The following is a 24,850-nucleotide window of genomic DNA, read 5'->3' as shown; positions in this document are numbered from 1 at the left end:
CGGCACTAGATGTATGCTCATCCTCGCTGTCGTCGCAGGGGAATCCGGTGCGAATCCGGAACTGTCCCGCAACGGTGTACTTGCGTGCATCCGCACGCCTGTGTCAGTCCGAGGACCTGCCGACAGCGCGCGCCCGACCGTCCGGTCCGGGTGCCTTGAGACGTCCGGGCCTCGTGGAGTGGGCGGGTGGACGCGACGCCGTGCGCGCTCGTGCTGCCCCCTGCCCTCCGCAAGGCCCCGTGCCGAGCGAGGGAGAGCCCCACGTGACCATCGCGCCAGCCGACCCGGCTTCAGTCATCCAGGCGACCGAAGCGGTGGAGACCGACGGTCCCGGTACCGCACTGCTGCGGACCCTGACCGAGCTGACCGCCGACCTCCCCGACGCCGACCCCGGCCGGGTCGCCGCGGCCGCGCTGCGCGGCCGGTCCGCCCGGGCCGACGAGGCGGAGTTGCGCGAGCTGGCCACGGAGGCGGCCGCCGGCCTCATCTCCGAGGACCCCGCCTACTCCCGGCTGGCCGCCCGGCTGCTGACCCTCTCCATCCGCGCGGAGGCCGCCTCGCAGGGTGTGACGTCCTTCACCGAGTCCGTGACCGTGGGCCACCGCGAGGGTCTCGTCGCCGACCGGACCGCGGAGTTCGTCCGGCTGCACGCCGCCCGGCTGGACTCCCTGATCGACCGGACCGCCGACGACCGCTTCGGCTACTTCGGCCTGCGCACCCTGCACAGCCGCTATCTGCTGCGCCACCCGATCACCCGCCAGGTGATCGAGACGCCCCAGCACTTCATGCTGCGCGTCGCCGCGGGCCTCGCCGAGGACGACAGCAGCCACGCCGTGGACGAGGTCGCCGCGCTCTACGGGCTCATGAGCCGACTCGACTACCTGCCCTCCTCCCCCACGCTCTTCAACTCCGGCACGCGCCACCCGCAGATGTCGTCCTGCTATCTGCTGGACTCCCCGCTGGACGAGCTGGACTCCATCTACGACCGCTACCACCAGGTCGCCCGCCTCTCGAAGCACGCCGGCGGCATCGGTCTGTCGTACTCCCGCATCCGCAGCCGCGGTTCGCTGATCCGCGGCACCAACGGGCACTCCAACGGCATCGTCCCGTTCCTGAAGACCCTGGACGCCTCGGTGGCCGCGGTGAACCAGGGCGGCCGGCGCAAGGGTGCCGCGGCCGTGTACCTGGAGACCTGGCACTCCGACATCGAGGAGTTCCTGGAGCTGCGGGACAACACCGGTGAGGACGCCCGCCGTACGCACAACCTGAACCTCGCGCACTGGATCCCGGACGAGTTCATGCGCCGGGTCAACGCCGACGCGCAGTGGTCGCTGTTCTCCCCGGCCGACGTGCCGGAGCTGGTCGACCTGTGGGGCGCGGAGTTCGACGCCGCCTACCGCAGGGCGGAGGCCGCGGGGCTCGCGAAGAAGACGATCCCGGCCCGCGATCTGTACGGCCGCATGATGCGTACCCTCGCGCAGACCGGCAACGGCTGGATGACCTTCAAGGACGCCGCCAACCGGACCGCCAACCAGACGGCGACCGCGGGCCATGTCGTCCACTCCTCCAACCTCTGCACGGAGATCCTGGAGGTCACGGACGACGGGGAGACGGCGGTCTGCAACCTGGGCTCGGTCAACCTCGGCGCCTTCGTGGGCGACGGGGACATCGACTGGAAGCGCCTGGACGAGACGGTCCGCACGGCCGTCACCTTCCTGGACCGCGTGGTCGACATCAACTTCTACCCGACCGAGCAGGCGGGCCGCTCCAACGCCAGGTGGCGTCCGGTGGGCCTGGGCGCGATGGGGCTGCAGGACGTCTTCTTCAAGCTGCGCCTGCCCTTCGACTCCCCCGAGGCCAAGGCCCTGTCCACGCGGATCGCCGAGCGCATCATGCTCGCCGCGTACGAGGCCTCCGCCGACCTCGCCGAGCGCAACGGCCCGCTGCCCGCCTGGGAGAAGACCCGTACGGCGCAGGGTGTGCTGCACCCCGACCACTACGACGCCGAGCTGAACTGGCCCGAGCGCTGGGCGGCCCTGCGCGAGCGGATCGCCTCGGTCGGCATGCGCAACTCGCTGCTCCTCGCGATCGCCCCGACCGCGACCATCGCCTCCATCGCGGGCGTGTACGAGTGCATCGAGCCGCAGGTCTCCAATCTGTTCAAGCGCGAGACCCTGTCCGGTGAGTTCCTGCAGGTCAACTCGTACCTGGTGCAGGACCTGAAGGAGCTGGGCGTCTGGGACGCGCGGACCCGTGAGGCGCTGCGCGAGTCCAACGGCTCCGTGCAGGACTTCGTGTGGATCCCGGCCGATGTGCGGGCGCTGTACCGCACGGCGTGGGAGATCCCGCAGCGCGGCCTGATCGACATGGCCGCGGCCCGTACGCCGTTCCTGGACCAGTCGCAGTCCCTGAACCTGTTCCTGGAGACGCCGACCATCGGCAAGCTCTCCTCGATGTACGCGTACGCCTGGAAGTCGGGCCTGAAGACGACGTACTACCTGCGCTCGCGCCCCGCGACCCGGATCGCCCGCGCCGCACAGGCCCAGGCGACCATCCCCGTCCAGCAGGCGGCCGACCCCGACGCCGTCGCCTGCTCCCTGGAGAACCCCGAGTCCTGCGAGGCCTGCCAGTAATTCCCGCCCGCCCCCCGACCGTCACCCCTGGAGGACGGCGCTCCGCGCCGACAGAAATGACTCGTAACACCAACCTGCTCGACCCCGGCTTCGAGCTGACGCTCCGTCCGATGCGCTACCCCGACTTCTACGAGCGCTACCGGGACGCCATCAAGAACACCTGGACCGTGGAGGAGGTCGACCTCCACTCGGACGTGGCCGACCTCGCGAAGCTGTCTCCGGAGGAGCAGCACCTGATCGGCCGCCTGGTGGCCTTCTTCGCGACGGGCGACTCGATCGTCGCGAACAACCTGGTGCTGACGCTGTACAAGCACATCAACTCCCCCGAGGCGCGGCTGTACCTGAGCCGTCAGCTCTTCGAGGAGGCCGTCCACGTCCAGTTCTATCTGACGCTGCTGGACACCTACCTGCCCGACCCGGACGACCGGGCGGCCGCCTTCGACGCGGTGGAGAACATCCCCTCCATCCGCGAGAAGGCCGGGTTCTGCTTCAAGTGGATCAACGAGGTCGAGAAGCTGGACCGCCTGGAGTCCAAGGCGGACCGCCGGCGCTTCCTGCTCAACCTCATCTGCTTCGCCGCGTGCATCGAGGGCCTGTTCTTCTACGGCGCCTTCGCGTACGTCTACTGGTTCCGCAGCCGGGGCCTGCTGCACGGTCTCGCGACCGGCACCAACTGGGTGTTCCGCGACGAGACGATGCACATGTCCTTCGCCTTCGACGTGGTCGACACCGTCCGCAAGGAGGAGCCGGACCTCTTCGACGACGAGCTGCAGCAGCAGGTCACCGACATGCTCGCGGAGGCCGTCGAGGCCGAGCTGCAGTTCGCGCGCGACCTGTGCGGTGACGGCCTGCCGGGCATGAACACCGAGTCGATGCGGCAGTACCTGGAGTGCGTCGCCGACCAGCGCCTGACGCGCCTCGGCTTCGCCCCGGTGTACGGCTCGGAGAACCCCTTCTCCTTCATGGAGCTCCAGGGTGTTCAGGAGCTGACGAACTTCTTCGAGCGCCGCCCGTCGGCGTACCAGGTCGCGGTGGAGGGCACCGTGGACCTGGACGAGGACTTCTGAGTCTCCTTCTCCCGCTGGTCGGCTCCGCGGTTCTCCTGGGCCTCCCTCAGCTGCCGGTCGATGCGCCTGTCGCGCACGATCCCGAGCACGGACGGGAGGACCAGGAGGACCAGGATTCCGAGCGTGGCGAGCATTCCGATCAGGCCTTCGATCTGGTTTCCGTTCATGTCACCACTGTCGCGCCGGACGCTCCTGACCGGGAGTGGCAGGACTGCCGTACACCCTCGATTTACTGCCACCGCCGAGGCACACTGGTCCCATGCTGACGAATGTGGCGGCCGTGCTGCTGGACGGGGTGCACCCCTTCGAGCTGGGTGTGGTGTGCGAGGTGTTCGGCATCGACCGCAGCGACGAGGGCCTGCCGGTGTACGACTTCGCCGTGGTCTCGGCGGAGGGTGAGGCGCTCAGCACCCATGTCGGCGGGCTCACCGTGTCGACGCCGTACGGTCTGGAGCGGCTGGAGGAGGCCGACCTGATCGCGGTGCCGGCCGGGAGCGACTACGTCTCCCGGGAGTATCCGCCCGCGCTGCTCGACGCCCTGGTGCGGGCGGTCGAGCGGGGCACGCGCGTACTCAGCGTGTGCTCCGGGGTCTTCGTGCTCGGCGCGGCCGGGCTGCTCGACGGACGGCGGTGCAGCGTGCACTGGCGTCAGGCCCGGGAGCTGGCGCTGCGCAATCCCCGGGCGGTCATCGAGCCGGACGTCCTCTACGTCGACGAGGACCCGGTGATCACCTCCGCCGGCACCGCGGCCGGCATCGACGCCTGCCTGCACATCGTGCGCAAGGAGCAGGGCCCGGAGGTCGCCAACAAGATCGCCCGGCGCATGGTGGTGCCGCCGCACCGGGACGGCGGACAGGCGCAGTACATCGAGCGGCCGCTGCCCAGGGCCCCGTGCGACACGGTCGGCGAGGTGCTGGTGTGGATGGAGGAGCACCTCGACCGGGACGTCACCGTCGAGCAGCTCGCCGCCCGCGCCCATATGGCGCCGCGCACCTTCGCCCGCCGCTTCCAGCAGGAGACGGGGACGACCCCCTACCGCTGGATCCTGCGCCAACGGGTGCTGCTGGCACAGGAGTTGCTGGAGGGCACGGACGAGACCGTGGACGCGATCGCCTCGCGCACCGGGTTCGGTACCGCGGCGGCGCTGCGCCACCAGTTCGTCCGTGCCCTGAGCACGACCCCCAACGCCTACCGGCGCGCGTTCAGGGCCCCGCAGGCCGCCTGAGCGCGCGCCGGTACCAGGGGGCCTACCAGGTCCGCGGCCTGAGCAGCAGCCGTTGGGGCCGGAGCGTGATACCCACGCGCGTGCTGTCGTTCGACCCGCTGACCTGCTCGAAGCGGTACTTCGCCGAGATCGCCGCGGTGATCAGGCTCAGCTGGGCCATGGAGAAGTGGTCGCTGGGGCACTTGCGGTTGCCGACGCTGAAGGGGCTCATGGCGTACTTCGGCACGTCCTTGGCCCGCTCGGGCAGCCAGCGGTCCGGGTCGAAGTCGAGGTGGCCGTCGTAGGAACGGCCGTCGCGCTGGATGGCGTAAGGGCTGTAGACGATGTCCGCCCCGGCCGGAATGCGATAGCCGCCGAGCACGGTGTCGGTCACCGCGCGCCGCGTCAATATCCATACGGCCGGCCGCAGCCGCATGGCCTCGACGACGACATTGTTGGTGTGCCTGAGCGCCCGGACGTCCCCGAATCCAACGGGCCGGCCACCGGTCACGGATTCGACCTCGGCACGCACCTTCTCGGCGTGTTCCGGATGTTCCGCGAGGACCTGGAGCAGCCACATGATCGTGGAGGCGACTGTTTCGCTGCCTGGGGTAACTATCGCGACCACCTGGTCGTGGATCTCCTGTTCCCCGATGGGGTCGCCATTGTCGTCCTTCGCCTCCAGCAATGCCGTCAGCAAATCGTCCGGCTTTTGACCAGATGCCCTGCGCTCGGCGACGATCTCGTCGACCAGCAGATGCAAATCGGCCAGTGCCCGGTTGAATTCACGGTTCGCCGGGAAGGGCAGCCGGTACAAGGGCCCGAGCGGGACGACCATCCTGCGGTACATACCGCGGAAGACGGTGGCGAGGTCGGTGCTCAGCCGCTCGGCGCGCTCGTCCATGTAGTCGCCGCGCAGCAGGCAGCGGGCGGCGATGCGCACGGCGACCCGGAACGACTCCGAGGTGCAGTCGATGGTCTCGCCGGGCTGCCAGCGCCCGGTCAGCGCATGCGCCTCCTCCTCCATGATCGGCCCGTACGCGGGGATCGCGTCGAGCCGGAAGGCGGGCTGGATCGTGCGCCGCTGGCGGCGGTGCCGGGGGCCGTTGGCGGTGGCCACGCCCTCCTTGCCGAGCAGGCCTTCGAGGGACTCCCACAGCGGGCCGTCGATCTTGTAGTCGGGGCTGAGCGCGAGTGCGCCGGTGAGCGCCGGTGCGGTGACGGCGTACACCGTCTTGGGGCCGAGCTTCAGGCGCACGACGTCGCCGTGCGCGCGCAGCCCGGACATGAAGGCGAGCGGGTCGCGGACCAGTTTCAGGCCGTGGCCGAGGACCGGGACGGCGCCGCCGGCGAGGGGCGGTTCGCGCAGTGCGGTGCTCTCGGGGGCCGCGGGCCTCACAGACTCGACGGTCATTTCTCACCTGCCGCTTCGTTGTTGACGTACGGGGGCGTGGACCGGTCGTCCCAGCTGTCGACCATGTACCGGCCGGACTCGTGGTGGAACCAGTAGACGGAACTGAACCAGTTCCGCATGGAGCCGACGCAGGCACACACGGCGGCACTCAATTCCTTTCCCTCGGTGGTGCCGTCGGCGAGTTCGTCGGCGAATCGCAGGGCGTCCTGCTCTGCTTCGAGGAATTCACGGATGCACTTCTCGACGCGCCGCCTCACTTCGTCCACGGACTCTTCGAGAGTCAGCGCCTCATGAGTGATGAGACTGATTCCGAGATTGTGCACCTCATCGCCCGCTATTTCCTTCGGCAGTGAGCAGAGGTCGTTGTACCAGGCGGCGAATTCCTGACTGAGCAGCGCCGGACGGCGATATGCCGGATGTTTCCTTACCGCGTCCGGGAGTTCACACCCGGCGCTCGGCTCCAGCAGGTCCGTCCATATCCAGTGCGCGAAGGTGAGCCGCCTGAGGGCGAGGTATTCCTCGACCTTCGGGACATACCCCGTGGTCCGGTTGCGGAACTCTCGGTCGTAGGCCTCGATCACTTCGTGGAAGTGCCGGGCGAACCGCCGGTTCCATGCGGGCGACAGGAACGAGTACAGCCGCAGCACGCTGTCCGCGAAGGCCGCGACCAGGGGGTCCGGGTGGTGCAGGTGGTGCCGGGGTGCGTCGAGGGCCGCGTGCAGACGGTACCTGAGCCGCCGCCAGTCGGCCGCCCTGCCGTGCACCCTGTCACGGTCGTGGCGGTCGTCCCAGACGAAGAACCAGGCGCTGTAGTCCGCTATGGCCTGCAGGACCTCGTCGGGGGCACTGGTGTAGTACCCCGCCATGAGGTCGGTGTAGCAAAGTCCGTCGGCATATTCCCGCACCTTGTCCGCCGGCATCAGCCGTTTTTCCAGGAGCCACTGCCTGGTCTTCTCCTGGAGCTTTGGCCAATACGGGTGGAGTTGTCGGGGAAACAAGTCCTCGATCACCGGGAGGGCGAGAGACGGCGGTACTGCGACCGCGGTCGACGATGTGGTGCCGTGTGAGAAAGCGTGCACGAACAGTCCCCTCTCAGCCGCCAGGAGCGCACACCCCTCCCGATCCGTGCCGGGCGTGCGCCTGGGATCCCCGCCCTTCCCATTCAGCACCACAACTGACCGTTATGGGAACGGATTTGCTTCACTCACCACCCCAAGATGCCGGGATTCTTACGACGAACAAACGAACGACGCCCGGCCGGGACAGATCCCGGCCGGGCGTCGTAGCGGGCGTCATGGCTGCTCCCGCAGGGTCGCCGTGCCTCTCGACCGAAGGCCTCAGTCGTTGGCGACCACCGCGTAGCGTGGCTCGTTCTCGGCCATCTGCCGCAGGGCGTCCTTGCGGTCGCGCTTGGACAGGCGGTCGATGTACAGGTAGCCGTAGAGGTGATCGGTCTCGTGCTGCAAACACCGTGCGAAGTATCCGGTGCCGCGGACCTTGATCGGGTTGCCCTTCTCGTCCTGGCCGGTCACCTCGGCGTAGTCGGGACGCGCGAGCGGCGCATAGGCCGTGGGGACGGAGAGGCAGCCCTCGTTGCTGTCGTCGAGACGGCGCCGGTCGGCGGGCAGGTCGACCAGCTTGGGGTTGCAGACCACGCCGGCGTGGCGGACGCCCTCGTCGTCCGGGCAGTCGTAGACGAAGACCTTCAGGTCGACACCGATCTGGTTGGCGGCCAGGCCCACGCCCTCGGCGGTGCGCTGGCTGGCGAACATGTCCGCGACCAGCTTCTGCAGCTCCTCGCCGAACTCGGTGACGTCCTTGCACTCCTTGTGCAGCACCGGGTTGCCGACGACCGTGATCGGCCGCGAGGTGCCGCGCTCGCGCCAGGCCTGCTCGCGCTCCTCGCAGTCCTCCGTGTCGACGACATACCCCTCGTCGTCGACGGGGAGCACGCCCACGTGCTGCTGATCGGTGTCCTGCTGCGCCATGACCGACGTAAGCCTTCCTGCACAAAAACCTGGTTGTGAATGCTGTTACAGGGTACGTGCAGCGCCCTGCGGGGGCGCGGGACAGTACCGATGTGCGGCTCCGCCGCCCGGCCCGCGTACGGCTCCGCAGTGCTGCCGGTGTGCGGCTCCGCCGTGCGGGCGCGACCGGCCACGACGGCGCTCGGCTGCCCGAGGGCGTCAACAGACCTCTTCCAGGTCCCGCCAGTCCCGGGAATCGGGGCTGTCCGCGACCCATCCGTCCAGCAGTCCCCGCACGAGCGAAGGCGGCGCCGCGACGCCGCACTCCCGCTCCGGCACCCACAGCTGCCCGTCCGTCCGGTGCCCCAGAGGCCCGGGGTGCCCGGGCTCACTGTGGTCGTGCGGATCCAGATGCACCCCCTCACCCTCGTCGGAGGGCATACGGGACTCCGAACACATCCGGCACAGCAGCCGCACCGACGACGACCAGTCCTCCGCGGCGAACCCCGCGTCGGCGGCCAGCTGCTCCAGCGCGTCACGGTCGGCCTCGGTGGCCGCCTCCAGCAGGACCACCCAGGTGGGCACCGGCGAGGGCGCCCACAGCTCGATCTCGTCGAAGACCGGGTAGGAGTGCCCGGCGGACGTCGTGCGCTCGCCGTGCGGGACGCCGTCGTGCAGCACGACCTCGCCCCAGCGCCGCCCGGAGGAGGGCAGCGGAATGGACAGCACCTCGATGCGGGCCGGGTCCAGCCTGCGGCCCCACACGACCTCGGCCTCCCCCTCCGGGGAGAGCCGTACGGCCGCGCTGCCCAGCTCCATGCCGAGCGGCTCGCCCGAAGCGCCGCCCGCCCCGCCCTTCGGCCGGGAGGAGCCCCCGGGCACCTTGAGGCCGTAGGCCTGCCAGGCGCGCCGGGCCAGCGGCCAGTCCTGCAGGGCGGTGGCGGCGATGCCGACGTTCCACCAGTCGGGGGCGCCGGTCTCCCGGTCGAGGAGGGCCACCGCACGCAGTCCGGCGGCGCGGGCCTGTTCCCAGTCGTGCCGGAACTTGTGCAGCAGGGCAAGGTTGAACCAGGACTCCGAAAGCCAGGGTTCCAGGTCGGCGGCGCGTGTCAGCAGCTCGCCCGCGTCCTCGTACCGGCCGTCGCCGATGAGTGTGAACGCCCGGTCGGTGGCCTGCCGCCAGGAGGCGGAGGGCCGGTGCCGTCCCTTGCCGAAGATCCTCACGATTCCCGCCTGCCAGTTCCGTTCCGCTCAGTGGGCTGGCTTGTGCCCCCGGACACCCTCTCCCTCGCATCCAACCACGTACGCCGGGAAGGGCGCTCATTACCCATGGGTTACCCCGTCACGGGCAAGGTCAGACAGTCCCGGGACAGAACCCGGGCGAGCGACTCCACCACCTCGGGAGCGTAGTCCCCGGCGGTCGCCAGGCGCAGCTCCTCCAGCGCCCTGAGCGGCCCGTCGGGACCGGCGTCGCGCGCCTTCTCCTCGTAGGCGTTCACCGCGCGGACGATGCGCGCGGCGCGCGGCTGGTCCCGGCAGGGGTCGGCCTGCCGCTCCACGACCACGGCGACCTCCGCGTCCACGCCGGTCTGCCGCACGACGGCCCCGCCGAGCAGGGCGATGCGCCGCTGCTCCGGCACGGGCAGGGCGGCGGTGGCGCCGGCCGGGACGGGGTCGACCAGGCTGAGCTGGCCGATGTCGTGCATGAGGGCCGCGTACTCCAGAACGGTCAGTTCGGCTCCGCTCAGGCCCAGGTCCCGGCCGACGGCCAGGCTGAGCGCGGCGACCCGGCGGGCATGGCCGGCGGGCGTGTACCCGGCCACCTCGGTGGCCCGCGCGAGGGAGGCGATGGTCTGCCGGTAGGTGGCGCGCACGGCGGCGTAGCGGCGCACGGACAGCTGGGTGAGCAGCAGCGGCAGGCAGAACACCGGCAGCGCCCACAGTCCGACGACGGCGACCGCGAGCGCCATCACCGCGCCGGTCGCGCACACGGCGGACCCGATGCCGAGCAGCCCGCGCAGTTCGTCGCGCAGCAGCGGGCCGAAGGGCCAGCGGGTGCGGGAGTGGGCGAGGGCGGCGGCGAGGACCGCGTCGCACAGGGCGGTGAGCACGAGGAGGGCGACCAGCAGCAGGGCGTAGGCGGGGCCGTTCCACTGCGCGAACACGCCCTTGTTGTAGAGGGGCTGGAAGCAGACGGCGGCGAAGCCGACGCTCAGCAGGCGGCGGGCGAGGTGGTCGAGGGTGGGGCTCCGGCCGCACCAGATGTGCGGAACGCCGCCCAACAGCGAGGCGGTGAGGACGACGGTGACGACCTGGGGGGCGTCGTGCAGGCTGGGCTGCCCCGCGTCGGCCCCCAGCAGGGCGTACGACAGCGATCCGGCGGTGCCCAGCGGCGCGGCCTGGCGCGCCTGGCCGCCGCTCCAACGGGTGAGCTCGCCGACGGCTATGAGCACGCCGAAGGCGAGCCCCACGCCCCGTTCATGGATACCGCTCCACAGGGTGACGGTGAGGGAGGCGGCGGCGACCAGGGCGGCGGAGCCGTGGATGAGCCGCAGCGCGGTCATCGGGGCGCCCCGCTGCGGGTGCCGGTGACCGGCTGCTGGTCCGGGATCCCGTCGGGCGTCTCGTCGGCCGTGACGGCCGGGTGCCAGCCGTGGCGGCCGAGGGCCCGGGCGAGCGCCGTGACCATGCGCGGGTCGAACTGGGTCCCCGCGCACCGCTCCAGCTCGACGACCGCCACCTCGACGGGGCGGGCCCTGCTGTAGGAGCGGGTGGAGGTCATCGCGTCGAAGGCGTCCGCGACGGCCACCACCCGTGCGCACTCGGGTATCTGATGGCCCGCCAGCCCGTACGGATAGCCGCTGCCGTCGAGCCGTTCGTGGTGGTGCAGGATCGCCGCCCGGGCCTCGCCGAGGAAGGAGATCCCGCGGACCATCTCGTGGCCGTACTCGGGGTGCAGCTCGATGATCCGCCGCTCCTCGGAGGTGAGCGGGCCGTCCTTGCGCAGCAGCCGGGTGGGGACGCCGAGCTTGCCGACGTCGTGCAGGATGCCGGCGAAGCGCAGCACCTCGATGCGCGCCTCGTCCATGCCGAGTTCACGGGCGATCATCACGGAGGCCTGTCCGACCCGCTCGCTGTGGCCGCGGGTGTAGCCGTCCTTGATGTCGACGGCCTGCACCAGCGCACGGATGGTGGCCTGGTGGGCGGCCCGCTCCCGGTGGTACTGGGCGAAGACCCAGCAGGAGACGCACATCGGCAGCAGCACGAGGAGCGCCGCGACGGGTCCGTACGGGCTGCGCCACAGCACGGCCATCATCAGCCCGGCGAGTCCGTGCACCGCGACCGGCGCCAGCGAACGGGACAGCGGCCCGCGCCAGGCCCTGCGCAGCGGCACGTGCTCGGCCGCGGCGAGGATCCCGCCGTCGAGCGCGGCCAGCACCAGGCAGAAGGCCAGGACGGCGGCCCCGGCGGGCACGAGGGCGTAGGGGAAGTCGCAGCCCACGACCGCGTCCCGGCCGCCCAGTGCCCAGTGCACCCGGGCCGCGGCCCACACCGCGAGCGAGGGCTGGGCGGCCCGCCAGACGCGGCGCGGCCACCCGGGCCGGTCCTCGGCACGGGCCGACAGCGCGGCCGGCAGCGGGAGGAGCGCGGCGGCGGGCGGGGGCAGCAGGAACGCCCCGGCGAGCAGCACGGGGTAGAAGGTGCCGCCCAGACGACGCCGTACGACGTGCTCACAGGCCGTGTACAGCGCGATGAGCAGGGCGAGCGCCCACCAGGGCGTGCGGATGGCCGGCAGGGGCAGGACACAGAGCACGGCCAGCAGGGCGACGCAGGCGACATAACCGCGTGCCCGCGCCGGAACCGCCTCCATCACGTCCCTCCCGCCGACCGTGCCTGTCCAGGCACGGAGCCTAGGGCGGCATTCGGCGGATACGGAGCACTATGACCCGAGGATTAGCACGTTCGGGTGACGGCAGGCGCCCGGCTCCGGCAGGCCGGACGGGTCGGACGGGTCGGCCCCCGGCCCCGGCGGTTCGAACGGCTCCGCTCCCGGCCCCGGCGGGCACGGGCCGGACGGCTCGGCATCCGGCTTCGGCGAGCACGGGCCGGGCGGCTCGGCACCCGGCTTTGGCTTCGGCGAGCCGGGCGGCTCAGCTCTCCTGCGGCGTGACCGTCACGTCGTGCTCGGGGACGGTCTGGCCGGAACGGATCAGATCGATCCGCCCCATGACCTTGGCGCGCAGGTCGGCGGGCACGTCGTCATGCCCGCAGCACCGCTTGACCAGCTTCTTCACGGCCTGCTCCAGGCCGTACTTCTCCAGGCACGGAGAGCATTCCTCGAAGTGGTGCTGGAACTTGTCACGATCGACGTCCGGCATCTCGCTGTCGAGGAACTCGTACAGATGGTTGAGGACTTCACTGCAGTCCGTCTCGTGCGGCTCTCCGCAGCTCATGAGCCCGAGCCTTTCGCTTCGTCCGACTCTCCGGCGCCGGCCGGTACCAGCCCGCGCTCACGGGCGTAGTCCTCCAGCATGCCGCGCAGTTGACGGCGGCCCCGGTGCAGCCGGGACATCACCGTACCGATGGGTGTCCCCATGATGTCCGCGATCTCCTTGTACGCAAAGCCCTCTACGTCCGCGAGATAGACGGCGATACGGAACTCCTCGGGGATCGCCTGCAGTGCTTCCTTGACGTCCGAGTCGGGCAGGTGGTCGAGCGCCTGCGACTCGGCGGAGCGCAGACCGGTCGACATGTGCGACTCGGCACGCGCGAGCTGCCAGTCCTCGATCTCCTCGGCCGCACTGCGCTGAGGCTCGCGCTGCTTCTTGCGGTACGAGTTGATGAAGGTGTTGGTGAGGATCCGGTACAGCCACGCCTTGAGGTTGGTGCCCTCGCGGAACTGGTGGAAGGACGCGTACGCCTTGGCGTACGTCTCCTGCACCAGGTCCTCGGCATCGGCCGGGTTGCGCGTCATGCGCAGCGCGGCCGAGTACATCTGGTCGAGGAACTCGAGCGCGTCCCGCTCGAAGCGCGCACTGCGCTGCGCGGTCGACTCGGAGCCGGTCTCCGGCTCCGGGCGCGCACTCGTGCCCTGGCCCTCGGGCAGCTCCGCCTGGCCGTTGTCGGTCCCTGCGTCGGTCCCAGTGACCGGACCCACCTCCTCAAGATCCCGGGCGGGACCGAGACCGGCCCCACTCGTTTCGGAGGATAGAACACGACCCGTGCCCGCCGCCGCCCGAATAGGAGCGGGCTTGGCCGCACGCAGTACCGTCCACTCCAGGTCAGTGCGGCTGTTGCGGCCCGAATCGGACTCTGCCGGGCGAAGCCCGTCCACGGGGTGGCGGGCGACGGACGGGCAGATGGTCGAACCCATGCGGCGGACTTCCTCTCCACGACGTCGGTGCCGGTGCTTCAGCACTTGTGTCCGCCACAACAGCACTCCGCCGCGCAGCATTCCCGGGCCTCACCCGAGTGACGCGACCCACTTCACGACACTCTCGGTGATGATCTCCAGCGCCCGGTCCTGGCTGATCCGCGCACGCTTCGGCACGGCGAAACCGTGATCGCCGTACGCCACCTCGACCAGCTCGTACGGGCCCTCGGGAAACTCCTCCGGCTTCCCGAAGGGATCGTTCCCGCCCTGGACGACCAGCGTCGGCACCCCGGCGCCGAGCAGCTCGCCGGCGCGGGACTTCTCCGGCCTGCCCGGCGGGTGCAGCGGGAAGCTCAGCGCGAGCACGGCGTGCGCCCCCAGCTCGGCGGCGGTCCGGCAGGCAACCCGGGCGCCGGCGCTGCGGCCGCCGGAGACGACCGGCAGGCCGGGCGCGGCGAGCGCGGGCCAGATGCCGCGCCAGCCGGTGTCCAGGGTCTTCGGCGCGGGCGCGACCTTCTTGCCCGCGACCCGCCAGGGCTGCTCGACGAGGGCCACGCTCACGCCGTGCCCGGGGAGCACCCGGGCGAGCGCCTCGAGGTCGCGCGCCTCGATGCCGCCCCCGGCCCCGTGGCTCACGGCCAGCACCAGCCGGGGCCGCTCCGCCCGGTGCCAGGTGATGCGGGCAGGTCCGGCCTCGGTCTCGGTCATCTCCCGGGTCACACCGGAGGCCGGTGTCACGTCAGAACCCTGTGTCATGTCAGAACCCCGTGTCACGTCGGCAGTCTGTGTCACGTCAGACCCCTCCGCCGCCTCGGAACCCTGTGTCACGTCGGAACCCTCCGCCGCCCTGGAACCCTGTCTCACGTCAGAACCCTCCGCCGCCCCGGAAGCCTGTCTCACGTCAGAAGAGTGTGCCTTCTTCGGGCGCCTCCAGCTCCTTCAGCAGCTCCGGACCGTTGTTGCGGACGTTGCTGACCGCGGTGGAGACCGGGTACGCGCGCATCAGGCCGGGTCCTGGCGGGGCCAGCAGGTCACGCAGGTCGTCCGGGTCCGTGCGGCTCGGGTCCAGCCAGGCGTCCCAGCGGTCCGGGGTGAGCATCAGCGGCATGCGGGGGTGGATGTCGGCGAGGGAGTGCGGGCCCTCGGCGGGGGCGACGGCCAGCGCGGTCCGCTCGGCCTCCGTGGTGATCACCGAGCAGGTGACCCACCAGGCCTGCGGGTGGTCGTCGGGCAGGGTCCGGTCCCGCCAGAACTCGTACAGCCCGGCCATCGCGAACACCGAGCCGTCGGCGGGCAGCACGAAGTAGGGCTGCTTGCGCGGCCGCTTCTTCTTCCCCTCGGCCTCCAGCTCCCGCTCCTGCGTGCCGGTGACCCACTCGTAGTAGCCGTCGGCGGGCAGGATGCAGCGCCGGGCGGCGAAGGCGCGCCGGTAGGCCGGCTTCTCGTGCACGGTCTCCGCGCGCGCGTTGATCATCCGGGCGCCGCCCTCGGGGGTCTTGGCCCAGGAGGGCACCAGTCCCCACTTCAGCTTCCGCAGCTGCCGAACCGGCCGCGGCTCGGGCGCGTCTTTCAGAGGACGGTCCAGGACGGCGTAGACCTCCTTGGTCGGAGCCACGTTGTAGTCCGGCTCCAAGGTCTCCTCGGGCTGCCACGTCTCGATCTCAAAGACTCCTGCGAGATCCTCGGGCCTACGACTGGATGCATACCGTCCGCACATACGTGCCACACTGCCAGGCCCACCCGCCCTCCGACCACCACCCCCGACGGCGGCGCATCGCACCGCCGTCGCCGATCTCGACGACAGGGAGCCATCTCCGGACATGGACAGCCTCGCCGCCACCGCGCTGCCCGACCTGTGGGACCGGCTCACCGGCACCCAGCCCGACCCCCAGGTGTGGGTGGTGCTCGCCACCGCCGCGGCCGCGCTCGCCGCGGTCGTCCCGCACGCCCTCTGGCGCGTCTCCCGCAACGCCGTCACGATCGCCCACGAGGGCGGCCACGGGCTGGTGGCCCTGCTCACCGGCCGGCAGCTGACGGGCATACGCCTGCACTCCGACACCAGCGGCCTCACGGTCAGCCGGGGCAAGCCGTACGGCCTGGGCATGATCCTCACGGCGGCCGCGGGGTACACGGCGCCCTCGCTGCTGGGCCTCGGCGGCGCCGCCCTGCTGGCCGCGGGCCGCATCACGCTGCTGCTGTGGGCGGCGACGGCCCTGCTGGTGGCGATGCTGGTGATGATCCGCAACGCGTACGGGGTCCTGACCGTGGTCCTGGCCGGAGGCGCCTTCCTGCTGGTGTCCTGGCTGGCCGGCCCCCAGGTGCAGGCGGCCTTCGCGTACGCGGTGGTGTGGTTCCTGCTGTTCGGCGGCGTACGGCCGCCCTTCGAGCTCCAGGCCAAGCGGGTCCGGGGCCGGGCCGGCGACTCGGACGCGGACCAGCTCTCGCGGCTGACGCACGTTCCCGCGGGACTGTGGCTGTTCCTGTTCCACGCGGTGTCCCTGTGCTGTGTGATCGGTGGGGGCCGCTGGCTGCTGGAAGGTTGACACCGGGCCCTCCTTATAAGGTGGCCCCATGGCCCCGAACACCGCCCACCCCGCCCTCTGGCCCGCCCCGCACGCGAGCGGAGCCGTCGACGCGACGGTCCACGTGCCCGGGTCCAAGTCGGTGACCAACCGCGCCCTCGTCCTCGCCGCCCTCGCCTCCGAGCCCGGCTGGCTGCGCCGCCCGCTGCGCTCCCGCGACACGCTGCTGATGGCCGGCGCCCTGCGGGCCATGGGCGTGGAGATCGAGGAGACGGTGTCCTCCAGCTCCTCGGGCGGCCCGGGCGGCTCCGGCGAGGCGTGGCGCGTGCTCCCCACCGGCCTGCACGGTCCCGCCACGGTCGACGTCGGCAACGCCGGCACGGTGATGCGCTTCCTGCCGCCGGTGGCCGCGCTGGCCGACGGTCCCGTCCGGTTCGACGGGGACCCGCGGTCGTACGAGCGCCCGCTGAACGGCGTGATCGACGCGCTGCGCGTGCTCGGTGCCCGGATCGACGACGACGGCCGGGGCACGCTGCCGCTGACCGTGCACGGCGGCGGGGCGCTGGACGGCGGCCCGGTGTCGATCGACGCCTCCTCGTCCTCCCAGTTCGTGTCGGCGCTGCTGCTGTCGGGCCCCCGTTTCAACCAGGGTGTCGAGGTCCGCCACACCGGAGCGAGCCTCCCCTCCCTGCCGCACATCCGGATGACCGTGGACATGCTGCGCGCGGTCGGCGCCCAGGTGGACACCCCGGAGTCGGGCGGCGAGCCGAACGTGTGGCGGGTGACGCCGGGCGCGCTGCTCGGCCGGGACCTGACGATCGAGCCGGACCTGTCGAACGCCCAGCCGTTCCTGGCGGCGGCCCTGGTCACCGGCGGCAAGGTGCTGATCCCGGACTGGCCGGCCCGCACCACCCAGCCGGGCGACCGGCTGCGCGAGATCTTCACCGAGATGGGCGGTTCCTGCGAACTGACCGAGTACGGGCTGGAGTTCGCCGGCTCCGGTGCCGTCCACGGCATCGATGTCGACCTCGGCGACGTCGGCGAGCTGACCCCGGGCATCGCGGCGGTGGCCGCCCTCGCGGACTCCCCCTCCACCCTGCGCGGCGTGGCCCATCTGCGGCTGCACGAGACGGACCGGCTGGCCGCGCTCACCAAGGAGATCAACGAACTCGGCGGCGACGTCACCGAGACGGCCGACGGCCTGCACATCCGCCCGCGCGCGCTGCACGGCGGCGTCTTCCACACCTACGAGGACCACCGCATGGCGACGGCCGGTGCGATCATCGGCCTGGCGGTCGAGGATGTGCAGATCGAGAACGTGGCGACGACGGCGAAGACCCTGCCCGACTTCCCCGATCTGTGGACCGGGATGCTGGGGAACTGACGGGCGGACCGGGACCATGCGCCGCTACGGCAAGCACACCGACGAGGACGACATCCGCACTCGTCCCAACCGCAAGGGCAACCGGCCGCGTACGAACATCCGGCCCAAGCACGAGGACGCGGCCGAGGGCATGGTCCTCACCGTCGACCGGGGCCGGCTGACCTGCCTGGTCGGCGACCGCACGATCATGGCGATGAAGGCCCGCGAACTGGGCCGCAAGGCCGCCGTGGTGGGCGACCGGGTGGCCCTGGTCGGCGATCTGTCCGGCAAGAAGGACACGCTCGCGCGGATCGTGCGCATCGAGGAGCGCAGCTCGGTGCTGCGCCGCACGGCCGACGACGACGATCCCTTCGAGCGGGTGGTCGTCGCCAACGCCGACCAGCTGGCGATCGTCACGGCGCTCGCCGACCCCGAGCCGCGCCCGCGCCTGATCGACCGCTGTCTGGTCGCGGCCTTCGACGGAGGTCTGGAGCCGCTGCTGGTGATGACCAAGTCGGACCTGGCACCGCCGGACAAACTGCTGGAGCTGTACGGCGCCCTCGACATCCCGTACGTCGTCACCAGCCGTGAGGAACTGGAGAACGGCGACGCGGCGGACCGGGTGCGCACCCACCTGGACGGCAGGATCACCGCGTTCGTGGGTCACTCGGGTGTGGGCAAGACGACCCTGGTCAACGCGCTGGTACCCCAGGAGCGCCGTCGTTCGACGGGTCGTGTGAACGCGGTGACGGGCCGCGGCCGGCACACCACCACCTCCGCCCTCGCCCTTCCCCTCGCCGGCCGCGGGGGCACCGCCACCTCCGGCGCGAGCGGGGCCGAGGGCGGCGGGGACTGGGTCATCGACACCCCGGGCGTGCGCTCCTTCGGCCTCGCGCACATCGAACCGTCCCGGGTGATCCACGCGTTCCCCGATCTGGAGCCGGGCACGGAGGGCTGTCCGCGCGCGTGCAGCCACGACGAGCCGGACTGTGCGCTGGACACCTGGGTCGAGGAGGGCCATGCGGACCCCGCGCGGCTGTACTCGCTGCGCCGGCTGCTGGCCACGCGGGAGCGCAGGGAAGGCGACTGAGCACTGCGTTGTTTGCCGGGGCCCGAGTCCGGTAAGTGCATACTCGCACCGAGCCGGTGATCCGGACCTACGGGAGGACAGCGCATGGCGTGGCTGCTGGTCGTCGTGGCCGGGATTCTGGAGACCGGTTTCGCCGTGTGCCTGAAGCTCTCGCACGGGTTCACCCGCCTGTGGCCGACGATCGCCTTCGCCTCCTTCGCGCTGGGCAGCTTCGGTCTGCTGACCCTCTCGCTGAAGAAGCTCGACGTCGGCCCCGCGTATGCCGTGTGGACCGGGATCGGCGCGGCGGGCACGGCGATCTACGGCATGATCTTCCTCGGCGACCTGGTGTCCACCCTGAAGATCGTCTCGATCTCCCTGGTCATCGTCGGCGTCATCGGCCTCCAGCTGTCGGGCTCCGCCCACTAGCCTCGAACCGCCGACCGCACCCGCGGAAAGCTTTCACCGCCTCCGGACCGGGACGAGTCCGGCCGGCTCCGCCGGGACCGCCTCCGGACCGGGGTGAATGCGGGCAGCTCCGCCGGGACCACCTTCGGGCCGGCGAGTCCGGGCCGCCCGGAACGGCGTGTCAGACCAGCTGTCCGGGGAGCGCGTCGCGCACCAGCTCGGCGATGCCGCCCTCCCCCGGCGGCGCGGCCACGCAGGACAGGGCGAGCCGCACGACGTGCTCACAGGACCGTACGAGCTCGGAGCCGTCGGCCTTGGCGGGGTCGGGTCCGCCCAGCACCGTCACCGCCCGGTCCCGCACGATCCGCACGAAGTCGCCGGGCGAGGGCAGGGGCCCGTCCGCCCGGCGCTGCGCGGGCACGGTGGTGGAGGACGGCACGGCGGCGAGCGTCGGCGCGGGCAGACGCTCGCTCCAGCAGCCGGTGATCATGGCCCGCACCAGCGCGTTGTCCCGGGCGGCCGACGCCATCCACTCGGCGGTGGCGGTGAGCCGGGCACGCGGGTCGGTGCCTGTGGCGAGCGCCCGCTCCACCCCGGCGAGATAGCCGTCGGCCTCCCGCCGCACCAACGCCCTGGCCAGTCCTTCCTTGCTCCCGAACTCGTTGTACAGCGTCTGTCGGGACACTCCGGCCGCCGCGGCCACGTCGACCATCCGTACGGCGGACCACGGCCGGCGCGCAAGGGCCGTACAGGCGGCGTCGAGTAGGGACTCCCGGGCTGCAGGCATCATCGCCTCCCTGGGGCGAGCGGCTCTGCGCCCAGGTTTGACGCGCATACATGCACTGTCAAGGGTTCGCGGGCGTACGAGGGGGCGCGCTTCGGCCACGGCGCCCCCGCCCCTCGGCCGGCGCCCCACCGCGGACCTGCGGGCCGCCCCGGCCGCGGTGGCCGCAGGACCTTCGCGGTCACGGGGAGCCGCGTCCGGCCCGGCCGACGCGCGCCCCGCCGTCACGGCCCCCTGTAGCCCCGAATCGGCCACGGCAGATACCGTTCGTCACATGCCGGACTACCACGATGACCTCCGTCTCGCCCATGTCCTCGCCGATGCGGCCGACGCCGCCACCATGGCCCGCTTCAAGGCCCTCGATCTGAAGGTGGAGACGAAGCCGGACATGACCCCGGTGAGCGAAGCCGACAAGGCGGCGGAAGAACTCATCCGCGGCCAGCTCCAGCGGGCCCGCCCCCGGGACGCCGTCCTCGGTGAGGAGTACGGCGTCGAGGGCACCGGCCCCCGCCGCTGGGTGATCGACCCGATCGACGGCACCAAGAACTACGTCCGGGGCGTCCCCGTCTGGGCGACGCTCATCTCCCTGACGGAGGCGGCCGAGGGCGGCTACCAGCCCGTCGTCGGCGTCGTCTCGGCCCCGGCCCTCGGCCGCCGCTGGTGGGCCGCGAAGGGCCACGGCGCCTTCACGGGCCGCAGCCTGTCCTCCGCGAGCCGTATGCACGTCTCCCGCGTGGGCAAGCTGGCGGACGCCTCCTTCGCGTACTCCTCGCTCAGCGGCTGGGAGGAGCAGGACCGCCTGCCGGGGTTCCTCGACCTCACCCGCGAGGTGTGGCGCACGCGCGCGTACGGCGACTTCTGGCCCTACATGATGGTCGCCGAAGGCTCGGTCGACATCTGCGCGGAGCCGGAGCTGTCGCTCTGGGACATGGCCGCCAACTCGATCATCGTCACCGAGGCCGGCGGCAGCTTCACCGGCCTCGACGGCCGCCCGGGCCCGCACAGCGGCAACGCGGCCGCGTCCAACGGACTGCTGCACGACGAGCTGCTGGGGTATCTCCAAGGGCGCTACTGACCCTGCTCACGCCCTGACCTGCTCGTTTCCCTGATTCTTCGGGACCTCCGGGCCGTCGTGGGGCCGTCATCGGTGGCCGGGCCGCCCTCAAGGGCCCGGTCCACCGCCTCCCGCGTCCGCTTCTCGCCGGTCGACGCGGCTGCCGGGCACTCGCCGTGGCTGCCGGGCACCCGCCGTGGCTGCCGGGCACCCGCCCGGGATGAGGCCTGGAAGATGTCCCCCAGGCCGCCCCCGATGGCGATGCCTCCCGCGTTCGGGCAGCTCAGAGGGAGAATCGTCGGCCCGCTGCACAGGGGTCGGCCGGTCGCCGGCCTGCCCGGGGCGGCCGGCGGGGTGGAGCCGTGTGCTGCGGCGAGGCAGGCTTGGTGCATGAAGTCGCTCTGGCGCTCATCCCCGTTGCCAGGAGCAGGCGATCACAACCGGATCCTCTTCACACTGATGCAGTGTGTGCCCTATCTGATCGCGCTGGCCGTGCTGGTCATCGAGCTCACGCCTGCGCACTTCATCTACACCGGCCCCTTTCTCACCGCGGTCCCGGCGCTGGCGGCAGTGACCTTGGGGCCCAAGGGCACCACCGCGGCGGCGGCCCTCGCGCTGGCGATCAGCGTGATCACCGCGACCTGTAACGGGGCATGGGGAACCCTGCAGGTCTACACCAATTTCCTTGCTCTGGCCCTGGTTTCGGTTGCCGGTTTCGTCATCAGCCGTGCCGTGCAGGAACGCCGGCAGAGAGAGCTCGACCAGGTCCACCGGATCGCCGTGACGGCCCAGGAGGTCGTGCTGAGGCCCGTGCCCGCGCGACTGGGCCCCGTGTCGGCCGGCAGCCTGTGCCTTGCGGCCGGGACGGGGGCACGGGTGGGCGGTGATCTCTACGAGGCCGTGCAGACGCGGTACGGCGTCCGGATGATCGTCGGGGACGTACGGGGCAAGGGGCTGTCCGCGGTGCGAGCCGTCGCGGTGGCGCTGGGTGCGTTCCGGGAAGCCGTGCACTACGAGGACGACCTGGTGGAGGTCATGAACCGCTGCTCGGCCGCGCTGCGACGGGAGGTCGCCGTGCCGGGTGCGTTCGGCCAGGAGGTCCTGCTGGAGGGGTTCACCACGGCGCTCATCGCGCAGGTGCCGGACGAACCCGTGGTGCAGCTGGTCAACCGTGGACATCCACCGCCGCTGCTGCTGCACCACGGCACGGCCGCGCCGCTGATGCCGAGCCTGCCGTCGCCGCCCCTCGGCCTCGAAGACCTCGTCGCCGACCTCCCCGACAAGCCGGAGAGCTATGCGTTCGTCCCCCGTGACCGTCTGCTGCTGTACACCGACGGCGTGATCGAGGCCCGCAACCGCGAAGGCGAATTCTTCGACCTGCCGCAGGCCATGGAGGGGATAGGCGCCGGCCCCGCCCCACCGGACTTCCTGGAGCAACTGCACCAGGCGTTGATCCGTCACACCGGCGGCGACCTGGCGGACGATGTGGCGATGATCCTGGCCGACCGGTTCGACGGGCCGCCCCAGTCGCCCTCCGGTGGGGCAGACGCGGGGTGACGACGACCGGCGACGACGGGCGTCGACCGCAACGGCACAGGTCACCAGTGGGGCGCGGAACACCACCGCACCCCCCTGGTGCGCCGGTTCCATAAGGGCGCTACTGAGCATCACGGGAAAGCTGCGCACGCCCTCAATGGGCCTCGCGCGCCCTCTTGTTGACCTCTGCTTTACCTGTCACCCTGAGGGCACCCCCACTTGTGAACTTGTGCAGTCCCTCAGAGGCGACTCCGGCGCCGGACCGCATATGCCGGAGATCCGTAGGAGGTGGCTCCAGCCATGCTCGTCCGCGACGCCATGAGCACAGTGATCCTCACCGTCGGCCCCGCCCACACCCTCCGCCAGGCAGCCGCCCGGATGTCCGCCCGCCGCGTCGGCGCCGCCGTGGTCCTCGACCCCGACGCCGGCGGCATCGGCATCCTCACCGAGCGCGACATCCTCAACTCCGTCGGCCTGGGACAGGACCCGGACACCGAGCGCACCCACGCCCACACCACCACCGACGTCGTCTTCGCCGCTCCGACCTGGACTCTGGAGGAGGCGGCCCGGGCCATGGCGCACGGCGGCTTCCGGCATCTGGTCGTCCTCGACCGCGGCGAGCCCGTCGGTATCGTCTCGGTCCGCGACATCATCCGCTGCTGGGCCCCGGTCCGGGAGCCGGCTCCCGCGCTCTGAGCACGCCGGGCGGGCCGGACCCCACAGGATCCAGCCCGCCCGGGCGGTACCGGCAGCAATGGCGGCAATTTCGGCAATGTCGGTACCGGCAGTACTGGCCGCACAGACAGCGCCGGCAGTACTGGGCAGTACAGGCAGGCAGTACCTGCTGATCAGCCGCGCAGTGTCCGGACCGCCGCCTCCAGCCGCTTGCCGAAGTCGGCGTCCGCGGCGCGGAAGTTCCCGATCGCCCGCTCCACGATGTCCTCGCGGGAGACCTGTGCGATCGAGCCCGCCAGGTTGGCGATCAGGCGTTCCTGCTCCTCCTGCGACATCAGCCGGTAGAGGTCGCCCGCCTGCACGAAGTCGTCGTCCTCGGCGTGCACCGGGGTCGGACGGTTGCCCGTGGCACCGCCGACGGAGACGGACTGCCACAGCGGACGGCCGGTCTGGGCAGGCCCGCCGAAGCTGTTCGGCTCGTAGTTCTTCGCTCCGCCGTGCCGGCCGTCGTAGAGGTGGCCGTCGCGGGAGTGGGTGCGCGCCTCGGTGGCGTGCGGGCGGTTCACCGGCAGGTGGTCGGCGTTGATGCCGACGCGGTAGCGGTGCGCGTCGCCGTACGCGAACAGACGGCCCTGGAGCATCTTGTCGGGCGACGGACCGATGCCCGGGACGAAGTGCGCGGGCGAGAACACCGACTGCTCGACCTCGGCGAAGACGTTCTGCGGGTTGCGGTTCAGCTCCAGCTTGCCGATCTCGACGACCGGGTAGTCCGCGTGCGGCCACACCTTGGTCAGGTCGAACGGGTTGAAGCGGTAGGCCGCCGCGTCGGCCGCCGGCATGATCTGCACGCCCACCGTCCAGCTCGGGAACTCGCCGCGCTCGATCGCCTGGCGCAGGTCGCGCTGGTGGGAGTCGGGATCCGCGCCCGCGAGGATCCCGGCCTCCTCGGCGGTGAGGTTCCTGATCCCCTGGTCGGTCTTGAAGTGGTACTTGACCCAGAAGACCTCGCCGGCCCCGTTGTTCCACTGGAAGGTGTGCGAGCCGAAGCCGTCCAGGTGGCGGTAGGACGCCGGGATGCCGCGGTCGCCGAACAGCCAGGTCACCTGGTGGGTGCTCTCCGGGCTCAGGCTCCAGAAGTCCCAGACGTTGTCCGCCTCCTGGCTGCCCGTGTACGGGTCGCGCTTCTGGGTGTGGATGAAGTCCGGGAACTTGATCGCGTCCCGGATGAAGAAGACCGGGGTGTTGTTGCCGACGAGGTCGTAGTTGCCCTCTTCGGTGTAGAACTTCAGCGCGAAGCCGCGCGGGTCACGGACGGCGTCCGCCGCGCCCAGATTGCCGGCCACGGTCGAGAAGCGCAGGAAGACCTCGGTCTCCTTGCCGACCTCGGAGAGGAACGCGGCGCGCGTGTACGGCGTGACGTCGGCGGTCACCGTGAAGGTGCCGTAGGCCCCGGCGCCGCGGGCGTGCACCACCCGCTCCGGGATGCGCTCACGGTTGAAGTGGGCCAGCTTCTCCAGGAGGAGCTGGTCCTGTACGAGCACCGGGCCGCCGACGCCTGCGGTCTCGCTGTTCTGGTTGTCGGCCACCGGAGCCCCGGCCTCCGTAGTGAGCGGTCCCTGCGTCACGTGCGCCTCCTGCGTCCTTGCCCACCGGTCCTGATCACCGACCGGCCCTGTCCTTTGACCAAATCCGGGCTTGATCCTACATTGGACTTAGTCCAAGTCAAATGAAGTTCCAAAGTCACACCCATTCGGAACCTGGTCTCCCTGCTGTTAGGCTG

General features: G+C 71.3%; 23 protein-coding genes and 1 riboswitch. Of the genes, 10 read left to right on the top strand and 13 right to left on the bottom strand.

Features of this window, described 5'->3' with window-relative positions; all coding sequences use genetic code 11:
• Positions 1-13 precede the first annotated feature (13 nt).
• Positions 14-138: riboswitch (cobalamin riboswitch) on the top strand.
• Positions 139-263: 125 nt separating this feature from the next.
• Both ACZ7P3_RS22860 and ACZ7P3_RS22855 read left to right on the top strand, forming a co-directional pair.
• Positions 264-2,633 (top strand): ribonucleoside-diphosphate reductase subunit alpha, encoded by a 2,370-nt coding sequence (locus ACZ7P3_RS22860; protein WP_472084443.1) that lies wholly within the window; start codon positions 264-266, stop codon positions 2,631-2,633.
• A 56-nt stretch (positions 2,634-2,689) separates the two neighbouring features.
• Positions 2,690-3,700: a ribonucleotide-diphosphate reductase subunit beta gene (locus tag ACZ7P3_RS22855; protein WP_472084441.1), complete on the top strand. Its 1,011-nt coding sequence runs from the start codon at positions 2,690-2,692 to the stop codon at positions 3,698-3,700.
• Here the strand turns inward: ACZ7P3_RS22855 and ACZ7P3_RS22850 are convergent.
• Positions 3,613-3,867, bottom strand: coding sequence for a hypothetical protein (locus tag ACZ7P3_RS22850; RefSeq protein ID WP_472084439.1), 255 nt, complete (start codon positions 3,865-3,867; stop codon positions 3,613-3,615). The two genes, ACZ7P3_RS22855 and ACZ7P3_RS22850, sit on opposite strands and share 88 nt — an antisense overlap.
• A gap of 92 nt (positions 3,868-3,959) precedes the next feature.
• Here ACZ7P3_RS22850 and ACZ7P3_RS22845 point away from each other — a divergent pair, with 92 nt between their 5' ends.
• Positions 3,960-4,925, top strand: a complete 966-nt coding sequence (locus ACZ7P3_RS22845) for a helix-turn-helix domain-containing protein (protein WP_472084437.1) — start codon at positions 3,960-3,962, stop codon at positions 4,923-4,925.
• A gap of 22 nt (positions 4,926-4,947) precedes the next feature.
• On the opposite strand, the gene ACZ7P3_RS22840 is transcribed toward ACZ7P3_RS22845, so the two are convergent.
• The 10 genes from ACZ7P3_RS22840 to ACZ7P3_RS22795 all read right to left on the bottom strand — a co-directional run bounded on the left by ACZ7P3_RS22840 (position 4,948) and on the right by ACZ7P3_RS22795 (position 15,376).
• Positions 4,948-6,318, bottom strand: coding sequence for a bifunctional albaflavenone monooxygenase/terpene synthase (locus ACZ7P3_RS22840; protein ID WP_472084435.1), 1,371 nt, complete (start codon positions 6,316-6,318; stop codon positions 4,948-4,950).
• The gene (cyc1, locus tag ACZ7P3_RS22835; RefSeq protein ID WP_472084604.1) at positions 6,315-7,397 is read right to left on the bottom strand and encodes an epi-isozizaene synthase; all 1,083 of its coding nucleotides are present in this window, start codon (positions 7,395-7,397) and stop codon (positions 6,315-6,317) included. Before cyc1 ends, ACZ7P3_RS22840 begins: the two co-directional genes overlap by 4 nt.
• A gap of 258 nt (positions 7,398-7,655) precedes the next feature.
• A complete protein-coding gene (def, locus tag ACZ7P3_RS22830; RefSeq protein WP_472084433.1) occupies positions 7,656-8,306 on the bottom strand; it encodes a peptide deformylase in 651 nt (216 codons plus the stop codon).
• Positions 8,307-8,504: 198 nt separating this feature from the next.
• A complete protein-coding gene (locus ACZ7P3_RS22825) occupies positions 8,505-9,509 on the bottom strand; it encodes a tetratricopeptide repeat protein (RefSeq protein WP_472084431.1) in 1,005 nt (334 codons plus the stop codon).
• Positions 9,510-9,619: 110 nt separating this feature from the next.
• Entirely contained in the window at positions 9,620-10,849 is a 1,230-nt protein-coding gene (locus ACZ7P3_RS22820) for an HD-GYP domain-containing protein (protein ID WP_472084429.1), read from the bottom strand.
• Positions 10,846-12,156, bottom strand: a complete 1,311-nt coding sequence (locus tag ACZ7P3_RS22815; RefSeq protein ID WP_472084427.1) for an HD-GYP domain-containing protein — start codon at positions 12,154-12,156, stop codon at positions 10,846-10,848. The genes ACZ7P3_RS22820 and ACZ7P3_RS22815 overlap by 4 nt, the downstream gene beginning before the upstream one ends.
• 280 nt (positions 12,157-12,436) lie before the next feature.
• The gene (gene rsrA / locus ACZ7P3_RS22810) at positions 12,437-12,739 is read right to left on the bottom strand and encodes a mycothiol system anti-sigma-R factor (RefSeq protein ID WP_472084425.1); all 303 of its coding nucleotides are present in this window, start codon (positions 12,737-12,739) and stop codon (positions 12,437-12,439) included.
• Positions 12,736-13,443, bottom strand: a complete 708-nt coding sequence (locus ACZ7P3_RS22805; RefSeq protein ID WP_472084423.1) for a sigma-70 family RNA polymerase sigma factor — start codon at positions 13,441-13,443, stop codon at positions 12,736-12,738. The genes rsrA and ACZ7P3_RS22805 overlap by 4 nt, the downstream gene beginning before the upstream one ends.
• 306 nt (positions 13,444-13,749) lie before the next feature.
• Complete coding sequence (locus ACZ7P3_RS22800) at positions 13,750-14,415, bottom strand: alpha/beta hydrolase family protein (protein WP_472084421.1); 666 nt, start codon at positions 14,413-14,415, stop codon at positions 13,750-13,752.
• A gap of 145 nt (positions 14,416-14,560) precedes the next feature.
• Positions 14,561-15,376, bottom strand: coding sequence for an SOS response-associated peptidase (locus tag ACZ7P3_RS22795; protein ID WP_472084419.1), 816 nt, complete (start codon positions 15,374-15,376; stop codon positions 14,561-14,563).
• 103 nt (positions 15,377-15,479) lie between these two features.
• Here ACZ7P3_RS22795 and ACZ7P3_RS22790 point away from each other — a divergent pair, with 103 nt between their 5' ends.
• From ACZ7P3_RS22790 to ACZ7P3_RS22775, 4 genes are all read left to right on the top strand, one after another.
• Positions 15,480-16,202, top strand: a complete 723-nt coding sequence (locus tag ACZ7P3_RS22790) for a M50 family metallopeptidase (RefSeq protein WP_472084417.1) — start codon at positions 15,480-15,482, stop codon at positions 16,200-16,202.
• 28 nt (positions 16,203-16,230) lie between these two features.
• Complete coding sequence (gene aroA, locus ACZ7P3_RS22785) at positions 16,231-17,565, top strand: 3-phosphoshikimate 1-carboxyvinyltransferase (RefSeq protein WP_472084415.1); 1,335 nt, start codon at positions 16,231-16,233, stop codon at positions 17,563-17,565.
• A 16-nt stretch (positions 17,566-17,581) separates the two neighbouring features.
• A complete protein-coding gene (gene rsgA / locus ACZ7P3_RS22780) occupies positions 17,582-18,634 on the top strand; it encodes a ribosome small subunit-dependent GTPase A (RefSeq protein ID WP_472084413.1) in 1,053 nt (350 codons plus the stop codon).
• Positions 18,635-18,718: 84 nt separating this feature from the next.
• Entirely contained in the window at positions 18,719-19,042 is a 324-nt protein-coding gene (locus ACZ7P3_RS22775; RefSeq protein ID WP_472084411.1) for a DMT family transporter, read from the top strand.
• Positions 19,043-19,202: 160 nt separating this feature from the next.
• On the opposite strand, the gene ACZ7P3_RS22770 is transcribed toward ACZ7P3_RS22775, so the two are convergent.
• The gene (locus ACZ7P3_RS22770) at positions 19,203-19,808 is read right to left on the bottom strand and encodes a TetR/AcrR family transcriptional regulator (protein ID WP_472084602.1); all 606 of its coding nucleotides are present in this window, start codon (positions 19,806-19,808) and stop codon (positions 19,203-19,205) included.
• A gap of 271 nt (positions 19,809-20,079) precedes the next feature.
• Here ACZ7P3_RS22770 and hisN point away from each other — a divergent pair, with 271 nt between their 5' ends.
• The 3 genes from hisN to ACZ7P3_RS22755 all read left to right on the top strand — a co-directional run bounded on the left by hisN (position 20,080) and on the right by ACZ7P3_RS22755 (position 23,091).
• Complete coding sequence (gene hisN / locus ACZ7P3_RS22765; RefSeq protein WP_472084409.1) at positions 20,080-20,880, top strand: histidinol-phosphatase; 801 nt, start codon at positions 20,080-20,082, stop codon at positions 20,878-20,880.
• A gap of 438 nt (positions 20,881-21,318) precedes the next feature.
• Positions 21,319-22,416 carry a PP2C family protein-serine/threonine phosphatase gene (locus ACZ7P3_RS22760; RefSeq protein ID WP_472084407.1) on the top strand — a complete coding sequence of 366 codons (1,098 nt, stop codon included), beginning with the start codon at positions 21,319-21,321 and terminating at the stop codon, positions 22,414-22,416.
• Positions 22,417-22,695: 279 nt separating this feature from the next.
• Positions 22,696-23,091 (top strand): CBS domain-containing protein, encoded by a 396-nt coding sequence (locus ACZ7P3_RS22755; RefSeq protein ID WP_472084405.1) that lies wholly within the window; start codon positions 22,696-22,698, stop codon positions 23,089-23,091.
• Between the two features lie 152 nt (positions 23,092-23,243).
• Here ACZ7P3_RS22755 and ACZ7P3_RS22750 read toward each other — a convergent pair whose 3' ends face one another.
• A complete protein-coding gene (locus ACZ7P3_RS22750; protein ID WP_472084403.1) occupies positions 23,244-24,695 on the bottom strand; it encodes a catalase in 1,452 nt (483 codons plus the stop codon).
• Positions 24,696-24,850 lie beyond the last annotated feature (155 nt).

Source organism: Streptomyces sp. NPDC107581 (genome assembly GCF_055657175.1).
This window is presented reverse-complemented; position numbering and strand designations above follow the sequence as displayed.